11 protein-coding genes are annotated in these 17,867 nt (G+C 72.2%); 6 read left to right on the forward strand and 5 right to left on the reverse strand.

The features are described from left to right. Positions 1–264 precede the first annotated feature (264 nt). Positions 265–2,235, reverse strand: a complete 1,971-nt coding sequence (locus Pka01_RS14380; protein WP_203883222.1) for a S9 family peptidase — start codon at positions 2,233–2,235, stop codon at positions 265–267. A gap of 88 nt (positions 2,236–2,323) precedes the next feature. On the opposite strand from Pka01_RS14380, the gene Pka01_RS14385 reads away from it, so the two are divergent. Further along, positions 2,324–3,298 carry a ferrochelatase gene (locus Pka01_RS14385; protein ID WP_203883223.1) on the forward strand — a complete coding sequence of 325 codons (975 nt, stop codon included), beginning with the start codon at positions 2,324–2,326 and terminating at the stop codon, positions 3,296–3,298. A 3-nt stretch (positions 3,299–3,301) separates the two neighbouring features. Here the strand turns inward: Pka01_RS14385 and Pka01_RS14390 are convergent, their stop codons facing one another. After that, entirely contained in the window at positions 3,302–4,480 is a 1,179-nt protein-coding gene (locus Pka01_RS14390; protein ID WP_239114970.1) for a lytic transglycosylase domain-containing protein, read from the reverse strand. A 224-nt stretch (positions 4,481–4,704) separates the two neighbouring features. Between Pka01_RS14390 and Pka01_RS14395 the strand changes: the two genes are divergently transcribed. The 3 genes from Pka01_RS14395 (at position 4,705) to sepH (ending at position 10,038) form a co-directional block, all read left to right on the forward strand. Next, the gene (locus Pka01_RS14395; RefSeq protein WP_203883224.1) at positions 4,705–5,895 is read left to right on the forward strand and encodes an MFS transporter; all 1,191 of its coding nucleotides are present in this window, start codon (positions 4,705–4,707) and stop codon (positions 5,893–5,895) included. A gap of 102 nt (positions 5,896–5,997) precedes the next feature. After that, positions 5,998–7,323, forward strand: a complete 1,326-nt coding sequence (locus Pka01_RS14400) for a D-arabinono-1,4-lactone oxidase (RefSeq protein ID WP_203883225.1) — start codon at positions 5,998–6,000, stop codon at positions 7,321–7,323. Positions 7,324–7,866: 543 nt separating this feature from the next. Beyond that, positions 7,867–10,038 carry a septation protein SepH gene (gene sepH, locus Pka01_RS14405; protein ID WP_203883226.1) on the forward strand — a complete coding sequence of 724 codons (2,172 nt, stop codon included), beginning with the start codon at positions 7,867–7,869 and terminating at the stop codon, positions 10,036–10,038. A gap of 106 nt (positions 10,039–10,144) precedes the next feature. On the opposite strand, the gene Pka01_RS14410 is transcribed toward sepH, so the two are convergent. Both Pka01_RS14410 and Pka01_RS14415 read right to left on the reverse strand, forming a co-directional pair. Further along, entirely contained in the window at positions 10,145–11,908 is a 1,764-nt protein-coding gene (locus Pka01_RS14410; RefSeq protein WP_239114971.1) for a PH domain-containing protein, read from the reverse strand. Further along, positions 11,905–12,420: a PH domain-containing protein gene (locus tag Pka01_RS14415; protein ID WP_239114972.1), complete on the reverse strand. Its 516-nt coding sequence runs from the start codon at positions 12,418–12,420 to the stop codon at positions 11,905–11,907. The genes Pka01_RS14410 and Pka01_RS14415 overlap by 4 nt, the downstream gene beginning before the upstream one ends. A 121-nt stretch (positions 12,421–12,541) precedes the next feature. Between Pka01_RS14415 and Pka01_RS14420 the strand changes: the two genes are divergently transcribed. Further along, positions 12,542–13,507, forward strand: coding sequence for an ATP-binding cassette domain-containing protein (locus Pka01_RS14420; protein WP_203883227.1), 966 nt, complete (start codon positions 12,542–12,544; stop codon positions 13,505–13,507). Positions 13,508–13,592: 85 nt separating this feature from the next. Continuing rightward, positions 13,593–14,405 (forward strand): ABC transporter permease, encoded by an 813-nt coding sequence (locus Pka01_RS14425; protein WP_203883228.1) that lies wholly within the window; start codon positions 13,593–13,595, stop codon positions 14,403–14,405. A 14-nt stretch (positions 14,406–14,419) separates the two neighbouring features. Here the strand turns inward: Pka01_RS14425 and Pka01_RS14430 are convergent, their stop codons facing one another. Continuing rightward, on the reverse strand, positions 14,420–17,707 hold the full coding sequence (locus Pka01_RS14430) for an AfsR/SARP family transcriptional regulator (RefSeq protein WP_203883229.1): 3,288 nt from the start codon (positions 17,705–17,707) through the stop codon (positions 14,420–14,422). Between the last annotated feature and the right edge of the window lie 160 nt (positions 17,708–17,867).

A 17,867-nucleotide genomic window follows, 5' to 3' on the forward strand; every position in this document is an offset into this window, starting at 1 on the left:
GGTTCGGGATCATGCCCTGCGACCTGCGCGGACTCCTCACACGATCATGCAGTCCGGAAATTTCCGGACTGCATGGTCACGGACGCCATCCTCCCAGATCAGCGTTCGCGGGCCCGAAGGCCTGCATGATCACGCACTGCGACGCCGCAGGCCGTACAGCTGATCACCGAACCCGTGCATGATCACGCCCCGAGTAGGTGCAGGTCGCGAGGGGTGCCGGCGAATCTGTGCATGATCACCCATAAGGGGGGCGGCGCCCCGGGGTCAGCTCAGGGACTCGGGGGTCTCCCAGGGGGCGCCGAGCACGTGCTGTGCCAGGAAGGCCAGCACGGTCTCGTACCAGGCGACGGCGTTGCCCGGCTTGAGGACCCAGTGGTTCTCGTCGGGGAAGTAGAGAAACTTCGACTCGACGCCTGAGCGCTGGAGGTCCCACCAGAGCCGCAGCCCCTCCCCGATCGGCACCCGGTAGTCCTTGTCGCCGTGGATCACCAGCATCGGCGTGGAGATCTTGTCCAGCGAGTGGTGCGGCGACAGCCGGGCGTAGCGGGCCGAGCCCGGCGAGCCGAACTCCCGCTGCCAGTACATCGAGGCGTCCGTCGTCCCGGCGAACTGGTCCAGGTTCCACAACGAGGCGTGGGTGACGATGGCCTTGAACCGGTCGGTGTGCCCGGCGACCCAGTTGGCCATGTATCCGCCGAACGATCCGCCCATGGCCGCGATCCGCTGGTCGTCGATCTCGGGCCGCTTGAGGCACTCGTCCGTGATCGCCATCAGGTCGGCGTGGGTGACCGGCCCCCAGTCGCCCCAGCCCCTGTCGATCATCGACTGGCCGTACCCGGTGGACAGGGCGGGGTCCGGCAGCAGCACGGCGTAGCCGCTCCTGGCCATCAGCCACGGGTTCCAGCGCCAGGACCAGTCGTTCCAGCTCCCCACCGGGCCGCCGTGGATCCACAGGAGGAACGGCGCCGGGTTCTCCGCCGACGCCTCGGACGGCACGACGAGCCAGCCGCGGATCTCCGTTCCGTCCTCGGCGACGGCGCTGACCTCGGTCAGCGTGCCCGGCAGGTCGAGCGACGGCACGGGCGACGGCAGGTCGGTCACGGAGCCGTCCGGGGAGATCCGCACGGGCCGGGGCGCCGAGTCGACGGCGCTGCGCAGGGCGTAGAGCGTGCCGTCGGAAGCGGGGCACAGCTCCTGGTAGGCCCCGTCGTCCTCGGTCACCCGGGACACGTCGCCGTCGAGGGAGATCCGGAACACCGGCCGGCGGCCCAGGTGATCGGCCGCGATGTAGATCGCGTCCGACGAGGGCGCCCACGCGACGGCGGACGGGAACAGTTCGCCGCCCAGCGCCCGGCCCTCGCCGGTCTCCAGGTCGACGACCCACAGGTCGAGCGCGGTCGAGAGTTCCTGGTCGCCGAGCCGTTCCCGGGTGCAGGCGACGTACCGGCCGTCCGGCGACACCTCCACGGGGCCGCCGAACTCGTGCCCCTCGGAGGCGGCCAGGGTGCGCCGCGCGCCCGTCGCGATGTCGATGGCGGCGAGTTCGGCCCGCATCTCGCCGCTGGGCAGGTAGACCAGCCAGGTCGTGACGACCGACGACCCGTCGGGGGTGACGGCGAACGACACCCTGTCCAGCGCCCGGCCCGGCTCCGGCGTCAGGTCCGCGGCGTCGTCCAGGCCGCCCTGGACGGAACCGGCGAGCAGGCGGGTCTGGGCGGGCCCGAGGTCGTGATCCCAGTAACGGATGGGGTACTGCTCATGCAGGATCGCGCTGACGCCGGCGTCCTTGCGAGCCTTCCGGCGCTCCTCCTCGGTGGCGGCGTCACCGGGCAGCACGTTGGCGGCGACGATCACCGCGCCGCCTGCCGCCCGCACGCCGCCGATCCCGCCGGGCCTGGCCGCGATCCGGCGGGGCTCGCCGCGCTCGGGGAGCAGCCACAACGCCGGGACGTCCTCGTCGTTGTCCTTCACGGTCTCGTCGGGCCGGCGGGAGACGAACAGCAGCTCTCCCCCGGTAGTGAACTCCGCGCCCGCCTCTCCCTTCGCCGACCGTGTCAGCCGGTACGCCTCCGCGGCGGGGTCCAGCGGGATCTCCCACAGCGCGGTGCCGTACGACGAGCGGTCGGGGTTGAGGGACTGGACCACGGACACGAGCCGGGTCCCGTCGGGGGAGAGCCGCAGCGACACCACGCGCGGCAGGGCAACGTATTCACGGATGTCCGGAAATTGGCTCACCGCTCGAACCTACCTGGATCTCCGCAAGATCCCAACGGAGCCCACCTCCGGCCGCGACCGGACCGGCGCGTGCGTAGGCTGGACAGCCATGGGGAGCACCTTGCCTTACGACGCGTTGCTGGTCGTCTCATTCGGCGGACCGGAGAAGCCCGACGACGTCATGCCGTTCCTGGAGAACGTCGTCCGGGGCCGCGGAGTGCCGCGTGAACGGCTGCTCGAAGTCGAGGCGCACTATCAGGGCTTCGGCGGAGTCAGCCCGATCAACCAGCAGTGCCGCGACCTGATCGAGGCGCTCGACGTCGACCTGCCGGTCTACTGGGGCAACCGGAACTGGCATCCCTTCCTGGAGGACACCGTCCGCCAGATGAAGGCCGACGGGGTCAGGAAGGCGGCGGCGTTCGTCACGGCCGCCTACAGCTCCTACTCGAGCTGCCGGCAGTACCTCGACGACATCGACCGCGCGCGGGCAGCCGTCCCCGGGGCGCCGGAGATCGTCAAGCTGCGGCATTACTACGACCACCCCGGATTCATCGCGGCCATGGCCGACCACACCCGCGCCGCTCTCGAGGCCCTTCCGCCCGCTGACAGGGACGGCGCGCGCTTCGTCTTCACCGCGCACAGCATCCCGGTCTCCATGGCGAGGACCGCCGGCCCCGCGGGCGGGGCGTACGAGGCGCAGCTCAGGAAGGCCGCCGCGCTGGTGACCGAGCAGGTGGGCGCGGGCCGGTCCTGGGACCTGGTCTGGCAGAGCCGCAGCGGCCCGCCGAGCGTCCCCTGGCTGGAGCCCGACGTGTGCGACCACCTGGAGGCGCTGCACGTGGAAGGCGTCCGCGCGGTCGTGGTGGTCCCTATCGGATTCGTGTCCGACCACATGGAGGTCGTCTACGACCTCGACATCGAGGCGGCGACCATGGCGGACAAGCTCGGCATGAGGCTGAGCCGGGCGGCCACCGCGGGCACGCACCCGCGGTTCGTCTCCATGGTGAGCGAACTGCTGGCCGAGCCCGAGCCCGTCCTCTGCGCCGCCACCTGCTGCCCGGCGCCGGTGCGCAGGCCCTCCTGATCCCTACGGATATCTCCGGGCGTACGCCCCGGCCAGACCGAGGACCTTGTCCACGTACGACCACGAGTGGTTGTAGAACCAGACGCTCTTCCTGAGCTTGTCGCCGCCGCGCCCGGCGCCGTTCGCGCAGAGGTATTTCGCGGCCGCCGGGACGGCGTCGTAGGGGCTCCAGATGTCCTTCTCGCCGTCCCCGTCGCCGTCGAATCCGTAGGCCTCCCACGTGGCCGGCATGAACTGCATCGGCCCGAGCGCGCCCGCAGAGGACGGCCCGTTGTTACGCCCGTGGCCGCTCTCCACCTGCCCGATGGCCGCCAGGACGGTCCAGGACAGGCCGGGGCAGGTGGTCGCGGCCCGCTGGTAGAGCTCCAGGTAGCTGCCCGGCCGTCCGACCAGTCCGGACGTCGAGGCGGGCTTCGACGGGGCGACGACCGGGGTGCGGGCCGCACCCACGGTGACGATCTGCGCCCTTTTCCCGAGCAGCCGGCCGACCGCGCGCCTGTCGGCCGTGCCGTGGTCGGTGTGGATGAGGACGACGACGCCAGGGGCGAGTCCCAGACGACGGCCCAGGCCGATGCTGACCAGGCCGTCGACGCCGGGCAGGCCGAGCGGGGCGGACGCCGCCAGGCGCACCTGCGGGCCCCCGTCGATCTGGTATTCGGCGCCGAGCACCATGCCCGTGCGGTCGACCGTCCCGCTGTCGGCCACGACCTCGTCACGCGCAAGCGCGCTCCAGACCTCGGGCTTGTCGGCGACGGGCTTGGGCGTCCACGAGCGGAACGAGGTGGGGTCGACGGCCAGCAACTGCAGTCCCCTGCCGGAGGCGCGCACCGCGCCGCCGTCGGCGCCCGCCACCTCCCGCACGTTCTTCAGGGCGGCGATGGCCCGCAACGTGTCGGCGGAGACCGGAGCGGGAGCGATGGCCATCATGCTCGGCGGCGTGACGCGCACGGCGGCGTCGGCGACGGGCGGGCTCGAGGGCAGCGCCGGGTCGGGGACGATCTCAGCCGAAGCCGAAGGAGAGCCGGGAACCGGAACAGGAGCAGTGGCGCCGGCCGACACGGGCTGTTCACCTTCGCCGGCGGAGCCCAGCAGGACGAAGCCTCCGGCGACGATCCCGGCGATCAGTACGGTCAGCCCGGCCACAAGAGCACGAAGATGCGTGGACCGGGGAAGAAGACGCACCTGGCTCAGGTTAATCCCTTCACCCCAAAGACGTAAAAATCACTTGCCTTACGCCGGGGTTGTGCGTAAGGGTCGAGCGGCGTACGTCATCGTCCGCGTGCCGTGGGGACGACGCCCCGCGGCCGCCGCCGCTCCCAGCCGGTGTGCCCGGACGCACAGCGTGACCACGCGTTCCCCTGGCCGGGCCGCGATCACGTGACGACACGGTGCTGAAGGGATGCGACATGGTGGGGCCCTTTCGAGGTCTGTTCGGCACGCCCGGCGTCAAGGGCTTCGTCATCACGGGCTTCGTCGGCCGGATCCCCATGTCGATGCTCGGCATCGGCCTGGTTCTCCTCATCTCGGCGCTCACGGGTTCCTACGCCACCGCCGGCGCGGTGTCGGCCGCCTTCGCGCTCGCCAACGCGGTGGCCGCCCCGGTGTCCGGCCGCCTCGTCGACAGGTACGGCCAGGCGAAGATCCTCGTGCCGCTCGTCGTCCTCCACGGGGCCGCACTCGCGGGCCTCATGATGTGCGCCCACACGAAGGCCCCGATCTGGACCCTCTACGCGACCGGCGTCGCGGCGGGGGCCACCGCCACGTCCCTGGGGTCGATGGTGCGGGCCCGCTGGTCGCACGTTCTCAAGGGCTCGCACCGGCTGCACGTCGCCTTCTCGTTCGAGTCGGTGGCCGACGAGGTCATCTTCGTCTGCGGCCCCGCCTTCGTGACCGCTCTCGCCACGGCGGTGAACGTGTACGCCGGGCTCATCGTCGCCCTGGTCCTCGCCGTCGCGGGCACGCTGGCGTTCGCGGCGCTGCGTGGCACGGAGCCGCCGGCCCTCCGGCACAAGGACCACTCGGGCTCCCCCATCGCCATCCCCGGGGTGGCCCTGCTGTCGGGCGTCTTCCTCGCGATGGGCGCGGTATTCGGCTCGGTCGACGTCATCACCGTCGCCTTCGCCGACGAACAGGGCAGCAAGGCGGCGGCGGGGTTCCTGCTCGCCTCGATCGCGTGCGGGAGCATGGTCTCCGGCCTCTGGTACGGCTCCCGCAACTGGCGGATCAGCCTCCGCAGCCGCTTCATCCGGGCGTTGTCGGTGTTCGCGGCGGGGATGACGCCGGTCCTGCTGATGGGGGACGTCCGCGCGATGGCGGTGGCCATGTTCTTCGCCGGGCTGGCGATCTCCCCCACCCTGATCACGGGCTTCTCCCTCATCGAACGCCTGGTCCCGGCCTCGCAGCTCACCGAGGGCATGTCCTGGATCTCGACGTCGCTCGGCTTCGGCGTGGCCATCGGCGCCTGGGCGGGCGGCCACCTGACCGACACGTTCGGCGCGTCGAACGCCTACGGGTTCACCTTCGCCTGCGCCCTCGCCGCGGCGCTGGTCGGCGTGGCGGGGTCCACTCTGGTGCGGGCGGAGCACCGCACCAACTGAACCCGCGCGAGCGGCGCTCCGGCCATAGGCAGCCGGTCATTTTATGAGTAGTGTTCATGTTCCACGACGGGGGCGTGCGGTTCTCACTGCGCGAGGAGGAACATGGGCGCCTTCGTCAACTGGGCACGCAACCAGTCGGTCACTCCCTCCGAGTTCCGGACGCCCGCGTCCGCCGAGGACGTGGTGCGGGCCGTCTCGGACGCCGCGCGCGACGGACGGCGCGTCCGCATGCTCGGCACCGGACACTCGTTCACCGGCGTGGCACTCACCGACGGGATCATGCTCAGGCCGGAAGGGCTGACCGGGATCATCGAGACGGGCGACGGCCGGGTCAAGGTCGCCGCGGGCACCCCGCTTCGCGTGCTCAACGAGGAACTCCAGGCACGCGGGCTGGCCCTCGCCAACATGGGGGACATCACCGCCCAGACGGTCGCCGGGGCCATCCAGACCGGCACCCACGGCACGGGCCGGGAGGTCGGCGGCCTCGCCGACCAGGTCCTCGAGATGGACATCGTCCTGGCCGACGGCTCGACGGCCACGGTGAGCGAGGGCGACCTGTTCGACGCGGCGCGCGTCGGCCTGGGCGCCCTCGGCGTCCTCACCGCCGTGACGTTCCGGGTCGAGCCGTCCTTCCTCCTCCACGCGCGCCGCGAGCCGATGTCGTTCTCCCGCATCCTGGACTCGCTCGATGACCTCACGGGCGAAAACGAGCACCTCGACTTCTTCTGGCTGCCGCACACCGACACCTGCCTGGTCAAGCGGAACAACCGCTCCCCCGGCCCCGCCCGGCCGCCGGGCGCGTTCAAGCACTGGCTGGACAACGTCTTCCTGGAGAACACGCTCTTCGGCGCGATGTGCGCCCTCGGAGACCGCCTCCCCGCAACCATCCCCCGCATCAACGGCCTGTCCGCGAGCGTGCTGAGCGCGTCGGAGTGCGTGGACGCCTCATACAAGATCTTCACGTCCGTCCGGGAGGTGCGCTTCCTCGAGACGGAGTACGCCATCCCCCGCCGGCACCTCGCCCAGGCCCTGCGCGAGACGCGGGACCTCATCGAGCGCGCCGACTGGAAGATCACCTTCCCGGTCGAGGTCAGGGTGACGCCGCCGTCCGACGCGTGGCTGTCCACCGCGTACGGCAGGCCGTCGGCGTACATCGCCTGCCACGTCTACCGCCGGACGCCGAACCCCGCCTATTTCGCGGGCGTCGAGGAGATCATGACGAGGTTCCAGGGCCGCCCGCACTGGGGCAAACTGCACACTCGGGACGCGGCGTACCTCCAGTCCGTTTACCCGAAATTCGCCGACTTCCAGGTGTTGCGTGACAGGCTCGACCCGCACGGGTTGTTCGCCAACGACTACCTTGACCAGGTGCTCGGCACGGCACGGGCCGGTTCCCCCGCCGAGGGCTCGGAAACCACGGCCACGTAAAGAGAACACCTTCGTGGTGCGTTCTCGGCGTGTCGGGTTGCCTCAACTGACCGGCTTACGGGCACATTGCGAGGCACGGGCGGCCTGAGCCCGGCGTGCCACTCGAACCCCGGGGGAGCAAGTGCACATCAACCCCTCCCGCGGGTGGGGCCTGAGGGCCCACCACCCCGCGGGGGCCGCCACGACCTCCGCGGCGACCACGACGTCCTCCGCCGTCCCGGCGCGGGGACGGACGCGGCCACGGACGGTGAGCGCGCATCACCTCAGGAAGAACGACCCTCCGTTCTCTCGCTTCATGAGCCGACTCCGCCCCTCGGGGCGTCGCCGTACGGGACAATCCGTCGAGAACATCAGCCCGCTTGCCGTAGTCCGTCGGGCTGTAGCAAGGTGAGCGCGGAAAATGTGACCGGCGTCACAACATCTGCCCCACCCCTCGGCGAGGCGATGTTCGGACATGCCGGGTACGGTGCTGGAAGGCAACCGGCTCACGCGAGAAACTCAAGGGTCCGGGGGAAGACGCAGCACGATGACGAAGGGACTCGCATGCAGGAGCTCCGTCTCGTCGCGGTAAGTGAGGACGGAACGTATCTCGTCCTGGCCACGGCCGGACGGGGCACGCGGTTCACGCTTCCCGTCGACGACCGGCTCCGCGCCGCGGTCCGCGGCAACTTCTCCCGTCTCGGCCAGTACGAGATCGAAGTGGAGAGTCCGTTGCGCCCCAAGGAGATCCAGGCTCGAATCCGCGCCGGTGAGACGGCTGAGGAGATCGCGGCCACCGCCGGCATCCCGGTGGAACGAGTCCGCTGGTTCGAGGGACCCGTTCTCCAGGAGCGCGAGTACATGGCCCAGCAGGCGCAGCGCGTCCCGGTCCGCCTGCCCGGAGAGACCACCCCCGGCCCGACGCTCGGCGATCTGGTCGCCGAGCGGCTCACCCGCCGCGGCGTGCCCGCCGACGAGATCGACTGGGACTCCTCCAAGCGCGACGACAACCTGTGGCGGGTGAAGCTCGGCTTCGTCTGGAACGGGCACACCCGGCACGCCGAGTGGCTGTTCGACCCGCGGCGCCGCCACATCACCCCGAACGACGACGAGGCCATGCGCCTGTCGGCGGACGAGTACGTCGAGCCCGACACCGACGACTCGACCGTCCGCCCCTTCGTGCCGAGGCTCGCGGCCAAGCTCGCCCCCGTGGCGCCGCTTCCCGGTTCGTCGCTGCCCGGCCGGCAGAACCCGCAGGGACGTGCCGAGCCCGGCTACGACCGCCCGGCCGTACGGCACGAGCCGCCGGCCAGACTCGACCCTCCGCTGCGCCAGGAGCCCCCGTCGTGGCATGAGCCCCGTTACGAGGAGCCTGCGGCGTATCGGTCCGAGCCGCGCCGTGAAGACCCGGCGACCTACCGATCCGAGCCACGCCGCGAGGACCCGGCGACCTACCGGTCCGAGCCGCGCCGTGAAGACCCGGCGACCTACCGGTCCGAGCCGCGCCGCGAGGACCCTGCCGCGTACCGATCCGAGCCCGCGCCGGTGCCCTTCCGGCTGCCGGAGCCGCTGGTCGAGCCGGACGAGGTGGAGGAGCCTCCCGCCTTCCTGCTGCCTCAGGCGACACCGGCCGCGCCGGCCCCGACGCCGCTCCGCCCGGTCGCGGACGACAGGCGCGTCAACCACCCGGCCGTCAGCGCGCCGGAGTTCGAAGCGCCCGCGATCGCCGAGTCCATGCTCCCCTTCGCCCTTGAGCCCTCCGCGTCTGAGGCGCCCGAGCCCGTTCTCGACGACCCCGGACAGTCGCGGGACGCCGCCCTTGAACAGGCGTCGGAGCAGGAGACGGCCGGGACGGACCGCATCGGCGAGAACGCTCCGGCGCACGAGGCTTCCGCCTCGGACGCCGCGACGGCTTCCGACGCGCGGAACGCACAGGACGAGGAGGCCGCCGAGCCTCACGCCGAATCCGAATCCGAATCCGAATCCGACGCCGAGTCCGACGCCTCGGCCGACGTCGAGCACGACGCGAAGCCCGCCGCCGAAGAGACTCGGGAGACGGCAGCGGCGGACGCCTCGGGGACCGCTGAGGACTCCACGGGCGCCGCGGACTCTGACGAATCCGTAGACGAGGCCCACGGCGCTACGGCGGGGACGGATCCCGCTCCCGCGCAGACGCCGGCCGAAACCGCGGCCGAGCCTGCTCCAACGCCCGCGCCCGCTCCCCGTCCGGTTCCGCGGCCCGCCCCTGTTCCCCGTCCGGTTCCCGCACCTCCGCGTGCCGCCACCGGTACGGCGGCGGCGGGCAGGCCCGCGGGCGGCGCTCCGGCGGCCCCGGCGAAGCAGGCGGAGAAGGCGGAGAAGGCAGAGCCTGCGCCTTCCAAGCCGGCTGCTCCTGCCACGACCGGACGCGGGGTACCCGCTCAGGCCCCTGCGGCAGCTCGGGCCGGAGCCGGCAACGGCGACCGGCCTGGAGGCGGGACGGCCGCGACGGCCCCCGCCGCCAAGCCGACCGGCAGGGACGGCGCCGAACCCGCCGCGAAGGACGAGGCCGCCAAGGCTCCCGCGAAGGAGCCGGTGAAGACCGCCGTCAAGGAAACGCCCAAGGACACGAAGCCGGAGACGCCCGCACCGCCCGTGCCGAAGCCGGCTCCGGCCCGGCCGCGGAAGTCGCGGGGCCGTCGCGCCTCTGTTCCGACCTGGGACGAGATCATGTTCGGGGCGCGCAAGCCCGAGTGACCCGAGTGAGCGGTGTCTGCATCGTGCGGGCACTTCGTCCGGGCCGCCTCTGCGGAGTCGGCCCGGACGGGGTGCCCGCTTTCGCGTGACCTGGCCGCTGCCGGGTCTACTGGGTGTCGGCCTGGGCCGGCGGGGCGAGGAACGGGCGGATCCAGTCGGGGGTGACCTCGGCGGCGAACTCCACGCCCTGGGTCTCCCCGGTGTCGATCGCGGGATATCCGCCGGTGCCCGCGCCGACGCCGGCGACCACGGTCAGCACGCCCGACGTCCGCTGGAACACCGTCTGCCGCAGGGTCCAGCCCACGACGGCGCGACGCTCGACGACGGCCTGGGCTCTGCGCAGCGACCCGCTGCGGACCGACAGCCGCTTGCCGTCGTAGGCGTGCCCGAGGGAACGGTAGCGATCGAGCCCGAGCGGTATTCCGAGCAGCGCCAGGACCACGGCGGCAAGGGCGGCGACCTCCCATCCCAGCAGGACCGCGGCGGCGGCGACCGCCAGCCAGGGTGTGATGGCCCGGAACAGCCTGCGGCGCCGCGCCTGGGGCGGGTGCCGCCGCAGCGGGGCGGAGAAGGGTCCTACGGCGTCCGAGGCGACGGTGGTGGCGAACGTCCGGGGTGCCACCGGCAGCAGCTGCCCCCTTGTCTCGGAGTCGCCGAGGCCGGTGACCACCGCCCACAACCGCACGACGTTGAACCGGCGTTCGATCAACCCGTCGACCAGCTCGTATCCGCGGATCCTGCGGCGTTCCAGGGAGACGGTGCGGCGCGTGACCAGGCCGCGCTCCGCCACGAGATAGCCGTCCCTGGTGCGCAGGGTGAAGTCCCAGTTGAAGACGGCGTACATGACGCCTCCGACCACGGGCATGGCGAGGACCAGCAGCACCGCGGCCGCGACCAGAAGGGCGGGACGGTCCTCCACCCAGGCGAACACCTCCCGCGCCGTCCGCGCGTCGACACGCAGTTCGCCGCTCACCTGGAAGAACAGGCCGACGGCTCCGGCCAGCAGCGCGAAGGGCGTCAGCAGGTAGGCGCCGGACAGCGGGCCGTACCTGAGCCAGGATCGGGGCACACGGCCGACGACTCGCTCGTCGTGATGCCCGGAAACCTGCCCGGGCACCGCATCGGGCGCCGGGCCGTACGCCCGTTCGTGTGCCGGTGCGGCGTCGTCGCGGGCGACGCCGTCCGGGGTCCCTGCGCCGTACAGCGCCGCGGCCTCGGGCTCCGCGGCCGAGCCTTCCGGCCGGCGGGACGGTGTCACGGCACGGCGCGCCAGCAGCACCGCCCGGAGGTTCTCCGCCTCCTCGACGGTGAGCGCGTCGAGTTCGCCCTCCTGCTCGCCGCCGCCCGCGCCCGTGTCCAGCTTGAGGACGGCGAGGTGGAGCAGGCGGTGCAGCGGCGGGGCGGTGATGTCGATGCCGCGGACCCGTTCCAGGGGGATCGTCCGCACCGACCGGCTGACGAGCGCGCGGGTGAGCTCCAGCCGGTCGCCGGAGACGCGGTAGGTGAACGTGGCCCAGCGGACGATCGCGTAGACCACCGATCCCGCCACGCCGAGGGCCGCCCAGCCGAACGACGCGGGCGAGAATCCGCCCGCCACCAGGACTCCGGCGAGAGGCAGCAACAACCCGGGCAACATCCTGATCGGGTCGATCAGCAGGACGCGCGGGCTCAGCCGCCGGGGCTCACCCGTGTTCCCGTACGGCGTCGCGCCCGGAGGAGCGGGATGGCCGCCCGGCACCGGCGGCCCGGCCTCCGGCCGAGCGGGGCCCGGCTGCGCCGGCCATGGCTGTCCGGGACCTGACGGCGCCGGACCCGGCTGTCCGGGACCTGACGGCGCGGGACCGGGCTGTCCGGCACCTGGCTCTGTCATGTCGCGTCGTCCCTGAGCTCCTGGGCCCGGCGGGCCAGTTCCGCGGCGAAGCCGGCGGCCACGTCGTAGTCGAGGCCCTTGATCGTCGACGACCCGGCGTGCGAGGCGGTGCGGATCTCCACGGTGGCGAGGCGGAGCGCGCGCTCGAACCAGCCCTGCGCCTTGTCCACGGTCTGGATCCGGCTGACGGGAACGAACACCCATTCCCTGCTCAGCCAGCCCGACCTCGCGTACACGACGTCGCCGGAAAGCTCCCACCGGTGCACGGCGTAGCGCCAGAGCGGTTCGATGATCACCAGTGGCGCCGTCACGACGCCGACGACGAGCGGGAGCAGCCACGCGTTGTCGGACAGCCAGCCGGGCAGGGCCGACCAGTCGCTGCGGCCGATCCAGTACGCGAGCAGCAGGGCGCCGCCGAAGAAGACGGCGAACCCGATCAGCGACTCGATCAGCCACAGGACGATCGCGCGCCGTGACACCCGATGGGCGGGATCCCGTAATGGACCTCTCACAATCCCACCCTAAGAGACAGGGGCCCTCCGTCAGCGATATGTCAGCGGCTGATCGCGACGCTCAGTGAATTGTCAGTGGCATACCGCAAGGTGGGGGCGTCCACAAACAGGGAGGACGTCGATGAGATACGCGATCCAGGCACAGGGCCTGGCCAAGCACTACGGCGAGACCCGTGCCCTCGACGGGGTCGATCTCGAGGTGCCCCAGGGGCGGCTGCTGGGGGTGCTGGGGCCCAACGGCGCCGGCAAGACCACGGCCGTCCGCATTCTCGCCACCCTGCTGCGGCCGGACGGCGGCCGGGCCCAGGTGGGCGGGTTCGACGTCGTCAGGCAGGCGCACCAGGTGCGCTCGCTGATCGGGCTGACAGGTCAGTACGCCGCGGTCGACGAGACGCTGACCGGCGTGGAGAACCTCGTGATGATCGGCCGCCTGCTCGACATGACGCGGGCCGACGCTCGGCGGCGCGCCGCCGAGCTTCTGGAGCGTTTCGACCTGACGGACGCGGGAGGCCGGGCGACGAAGACCTACTCCGGCGGCATGCGCCGGCGCCTCGATCTCGCGGCCAGCCTGATCGGCCGTCCGCAGGTGCTGTTCCTCGACGAGCCGACGACGGGACTCGACCCGCGCAGCCGCACCGAGCTGTGGGGTGTCGTGCGCGGCCTCCAGAGCGACGGGGTGACCGTCCTGCTGACCACGCAGTACCTCGAGGAGGCCGACCAGCTCGCCGACGACATCGTCGTGTTCGACCACGGGAAGGTCATCGCCACCGGCACGTCCGACGAGCTCAAGGCGACGATCGGCGGCCAGGTGCTGGAGGTACGGCCGGTGGAGGCCGCCCACCTCGACCTGGTGGCCCGCGTGGTCGGCGACATCCTCGGCGCAGAGCCCACCGTGTCGGGCGGCCTGGTGAGGGCCGGGGTGCGCGACGCCGCCGCCGTCCCCGCGATCGTCCGCCGTCTCGACGACCTCGGAGTGATCGCCTCCGAACTGTCGCTGCGCAAGTCGAGTCTCGACGAGGTGTTCCTCGCCCTCACCGGGCACGCGGCCGTGGACAAGGCGCAACTACCGGAGGAGGTCCCGGCATGAGCCGGGCGACCACACCGGCGCCGCCGGACCCGGCGGCGAACGGGACCCGACCGAGCACCCCCGACAACCTTGACGAGGAGACATCATGACCGCGATCGCCGGGACCGCCGGAGGGGCCGTCGCCGCCCCCAGGGTCAGCCCCGCGGCCACGTTCCGCCACACCATGACGCTGTCGTGGCGGAGCCTGGTGCAGATCAAGCACAATCCGATGGAGCTGCTCGACCTGAGCGTCCAGCCCGTCATGTTCCTGTTGCTGTTCACCTACGTGTTCGGCGGCGCCATCGCCGGGTCGACCGGTGACTATCTGCAGTTCGCGCTGCCCGGCCTGGTCGCGCAGAACATGTTGTTCGCCAGCATGACCACGGCCGTCGGGCTGAACACCGACATCACGAAGGGCGTCTTCGACCGGTTGCGGAGCCTGCCGATCGCCCGCTCGGCCCCGCTCGCGGGACGGATCGTGGCCGACACGCTCAAGCAGGTGTGGGCGTTCGCCCTCTTCCTGGGTCTGGGCCTCGTCCTCGGTTTCCGGGTGCAAACGGGCCTGATCGGCGTCGCCGGCGCGCTCGCGGTGCTGCTGGCCTTCGCGCTGGCCATGTCGTGGGTGGCGGTCCTGGTCGGCCTCCGCGCCTCCGACCAGGAGAAGGTCCAGATCCTGATGTTCTCGCTGATGATGCCGATCACCTTCACCAGCAACGCCTTCGTGCGCACCGACACGATGCCGACCTGGCTGCAGAAGTGGGTCGAGGTCAACCCGGTGAGCCACCTGTCCGACGCGGTGCGGGGACTGCTCAGCGGCGGTCCCGTCGCCGAGCACGCCGGAATCTCCCTGCTCTGGGCGGTCGGCATCACGGTGGTGTTCGCGCCCCTGTCGATCCGGGCCTTCCGCGACCGCGTCTGATGCCGGCGCCGGCGTCAGCCCGCGAAGGCGACGACCTGTTCCCGGGTCATCGCCCGGCCGCGCTCGTAGCACCGGGAGAACTCCTCCCCGCCGAGCGCGGCCTTGGCCGTCTCGGTGGCGCGGACGTGGTCGAATCCGACGACGTCCACGATCCCCCGGACGGCGGTCGCCCCGCCGAGAAGCACCGCCGCCCTCTCGTGATCGCCTTCGATGGCGGCGAGACAGGCGTACGCGACGATCACATGGGCGACCACCGGGCCGTCCTGTGCCTCGACCGCGAGGGTCAGCGCCTCTCCGTGGAGGCGGCGCGCCCTTCTGAGGTCGCCCTCCTGTGCGGCCAGCATTCCGAGCGACGCGCTCAGCGTCGCCTGGAACTGCCGGGCCGACGACATCTCCGGCCCGCCCAGCAGCCGCATCGCCTCGTGGTAGCACTCGCGGGCGGCGTCGAATTCTCCCGCCTCCCTGGCGAAGTCGCCGCGGACGTGCTCCACGCCTGCCTTCCCCATGAGGTCGGCGTTGTCGTCGCAGATGCGCATGGCCTCCCGCAGCACCGCGTCCGCGGCGGCGCGGTCACCCGCGACGTTGAGGGCGATCGCCAGGCGCGTCCGGATGTACGGCGTGTCCTCCACGGCCCCGACCTCGTCGACGAGCGCGATGGCCTCCCGCAGGATCTCGATGGCCTCGTCGCTGCCGCGCATCGTGCCCGCCTCCGCGAGCGACGCGAGCGCGTTGCCCATCCCCCACCGGTCGCCGACCTCTCTGAACAGTTCGAGGGAGGCCCGCAGGTCGGCCTCCCCTTCCGCGACCCGGCCCGAGTTGAACGCCATGTTGCCGCGGAACATGTAGGCGGCGGCGACCACCCACGGATCCGGATGGCCGAACAGGTCCTCCAGCCGGGCGTTGGCCTCGAAGTCGGAGCTGAGCAGGAGCGCCAGGATGGGCGCGGCCATCGCCGCCATCGGATGCTGCGAGACCGGGGCCGGATGGTCGCGCAGGAGCCTGATGGCCGTCTTCAGACTCTCCTTCGCCCTGTCCCACTGGAGGTCCGCCGCGGCCCAGGTGAGGCCGAGCACCGCGTGGGCGAGCGCGACCTTCACCGGGTCGCCTCCGGAATCCGGCCCCGCCACCATGCGCAGGACCTCCTCGGCGCGCTGCGCGCCCTCCCGCCGCTGCCCCACCAGCCACCAGTACCAGCCGAGGTTGCCGACCAGCGTCAGCGCGACGTCGGCCTCGCCCTGTTCGGTGGCCCACAGCAGGGCAGATGTCAGGTTGTCGTGCTCGGCCCACAGCCGGGGCAGCCACTCGACCTGCTCGGCCCGGCGAAGATGCGGGTCGGCGGTCTCGGCCATCTCGGCGAAGAACCTGGCGTGCGCCATCCGGATCTCGCGCTCGTGACCCGTCTCCGCCAGCCGGTCCGCCGCGTAGGCGCGGACCGTTTCGAGCATGCCGTAGCGGCCGCCGTCGAACACCACCAGCGACTTGTCGACGAGGCGGCCGAGCACGTCAAGGTCTCCGCGGCAGACCTCCTCCGCGCTCTCCAGCGTGCCGCCTCCCGCGAAGACGGAAAGACGCGCCGCGAGCGTGCGCTCCTCGTCGTCGAGCAGGTCCCAGCTCCACTCGACGACCGCGCGCAGGGTCTGGTGCCGGGGCATGGCCGTACGGCTCCCGCTGGTCAGCAGGCGGAACCGGTCGCTGAGCCGGTCGGCGATCCGCTCGGCGGACAGGGTCCGCAGCCGGGCGGCCGCCAGCTCGATCGCCAGGGGCATGCCGTCGAGCCCGCGGCAGATGCGCTCGACCGCGAGCCGGTCGTCCTGCGCGCGGTAGCCGGGCCGGGCCGCCGCCGCGCGGTCGGCGAACAGCCGTACGGCGTGGTCGAGACCGAGCGGCTGGACCGGCCAGAGCACCTCACCGGTGATGCCGAGCGGCTCGCGGCTCGTGACCAGGATCCGGACGCCGGGGCAGTCGGCGAGCAGCCGGTCCGCCAGGATCGCCGCGGCGTGCACGAGATGCTCGCAGTTGTCCAGCACGATCAGCAGTGAGCGTCCCGCCAGCGCCGTCACCAGGCGGTCGGTCGCGTCGGAGTCCGTCGCCGGTCCGGCCGACGAGCGCACCGGCATGAGCCCCATGTCCCGGAGACCGAGCGCGGCCAGGAACGCGCGCGGCACCTGGGCCGGGTCGGCCACGGACGCCAGCTCCACGAGCCACACGCCGTCCGGGGCGTAGGGCGCGAACGCCTCGGCGGACTCGACCGCGAGCCTGGTCTTCCCCGCGCCGCCGGGTCCGAGGAGCGTGACGAGGCGGTTGCGGGCCAGCAGCTCCCCCGCCTGCTCGACGTCGCCCTCTCTCCCGACGAAGCTGGTCAGCCGGGCGCGCAGGTTGCCCTTCCGCGCGGGTGGCGACGGTGCGGCGAACGGCCGGCCCGGCTCGTGCGGGGGCGGCGGGACCTGGCCCGGACCCTCGATGCCGCGGACCTCGGAGCCGTCACCGGGCAGTCCCGCGCGGTCACCGGCCAGAGCGAAGCCGTCACCGGGCAGCGCCACGTGGTCACCGGGCAGAGCGGAGCCTCGCAGGATGGACAGGTGCAGCTCCGCCAGCGCGGGCGAGGGGTCGGCGCCGAGCCGTTCCGCGAACGCGGCGCGGGCGTCCTCGTAGGCGGCCAGCGCCTCCACCTGCCTGCCGGAACCGTAGAGCGCGCGCATCAGCAGCCCGCGCAACCGCTCGCGCAGCGGGTGGGCGGCGATGAGCCGGGACAGCTCGGACACGGCCTCGGGGTGCCGTCCCAGCCTGAGCTCGGCGTCGATCCTGTCCTCGGTCGCCGCGACCCTGATCTCCTCGAGGCGGGCCACCTCGACCCCGCCGGCGGGCAGGTCGGTGAGCGGCGCGCCGCGCCACAGGCGCAGAGCCTCGGTGAGCGCACGTACGGCCAGGCCGGGATCGCCCGTCTCCAGTGCCCGGCCTCCCTCGCGGGCCAGCCGGGTGAAGCGGTGGACGTCGACCTGGTCGGGCGGGACCAGAAGGCGATAACCGGACGGGTCCGCCACCACGAGTGCCCGGTCGATCGTCGCCCGGAGCCGGGACACCAGTGCCTGCAGCGCGTTGCCCACGCCGTTCGGCGGGCGGTCGTCCCACACTCCGGCGACCAGGGCGTCGGTGGGAACGGTGCGGCCGGTGTCGAGGAGCAGGAGGGTGAGCAGGGCGCGCAGCCGCTGCCCGCCGATCTCGATCAGGCGGCCGTCCTCGCGTACCTCGAGAGGCCCGAGGACGGCGAAGCTCACGCCGGTCTCCAGCGTCACCCCCTGCATGCCTCGATTGTCGCCGAAAACGCCACATCCCCGCGCAGTCAGTACCCTCTAGCGGGACCAGATGGTTGGAATGGGACGAATCAGAGACAGGACGCACCAGGTGAGAGCGGTACGCCCGGCGGGACAGCGGCACGGATCAGCCCGATTCGGTCGGCGCACC

The sequence above is a fragment of the Planotetraspora kaengkrachanensis genome (assembly GCF_016862895.1).
GTDB lineage: Bacteria > Actinomycetota > Actinomycetes > Streptosporangiales > Streptosporangiaceae > Planotetraspora > Planotetraspora kaengkrachanensis.

Bases quoted from the DNA above. Each gene is read 5' to 3' on its own strand.
- Pka01_RS14385 (WP_203883223.1), top strand. From the start codon at position 2,324: ATGGGGAGCACCTTGCCTTACGACGCGTTGCTGGTCGTCTCATTCGGC.
- Pka01_RS14395 (WP_203883224.1), top strand. From the start codon at position 4,705: ATGGTGGGGCCCTTTCGAGGTCTGTTCGGCACGCCCGGCGTCAAGGGC.
- Pka01_RS14400 (WP_203883225.1), top strand. From the start codon at position 5,998: ATGGGCGCCTTCGTCAACTGGGCACGCAACCAGTCGGTCACTCCCTCC.
- sepH (WP_203883226.1), top strand. From the start codon at position 7,867: ATGCAGGAGCTCCGTCTCGTCGCGGTAAGTGAGGACGGAACGTATCTC.
- Pka01_RS14410 (WP_239114971.1), bottom strand. From the start codon at position 11,908: ATGACAGAGCCAGGTGCCGGACAGCCCGGTCCCGCGCCGTCAGGTCCC.
- Pka01_RS14420 (WP_203883227.1), top strand. From the start codon at position 12,542: ATGAGATACGCGATCCAGGCACAGGGCCTGGCCAAGCACTACGGCGAG.
- Pka01_RS14425 (WP_203883228.1), top strand. From the start codon at position 13,593: ATGACCGCGATCGCCGGGACCGCCGGAGGGGCCGTCGCCGCCCCCAGG.
- Pka01_RS14430 (WP_203883229.1), bottom strand. From the start codon at position 17,707: ATGCAGGGGGTGACGCTGGAGACCGGCGTGAGCTTCGCCGTCCTCGGG.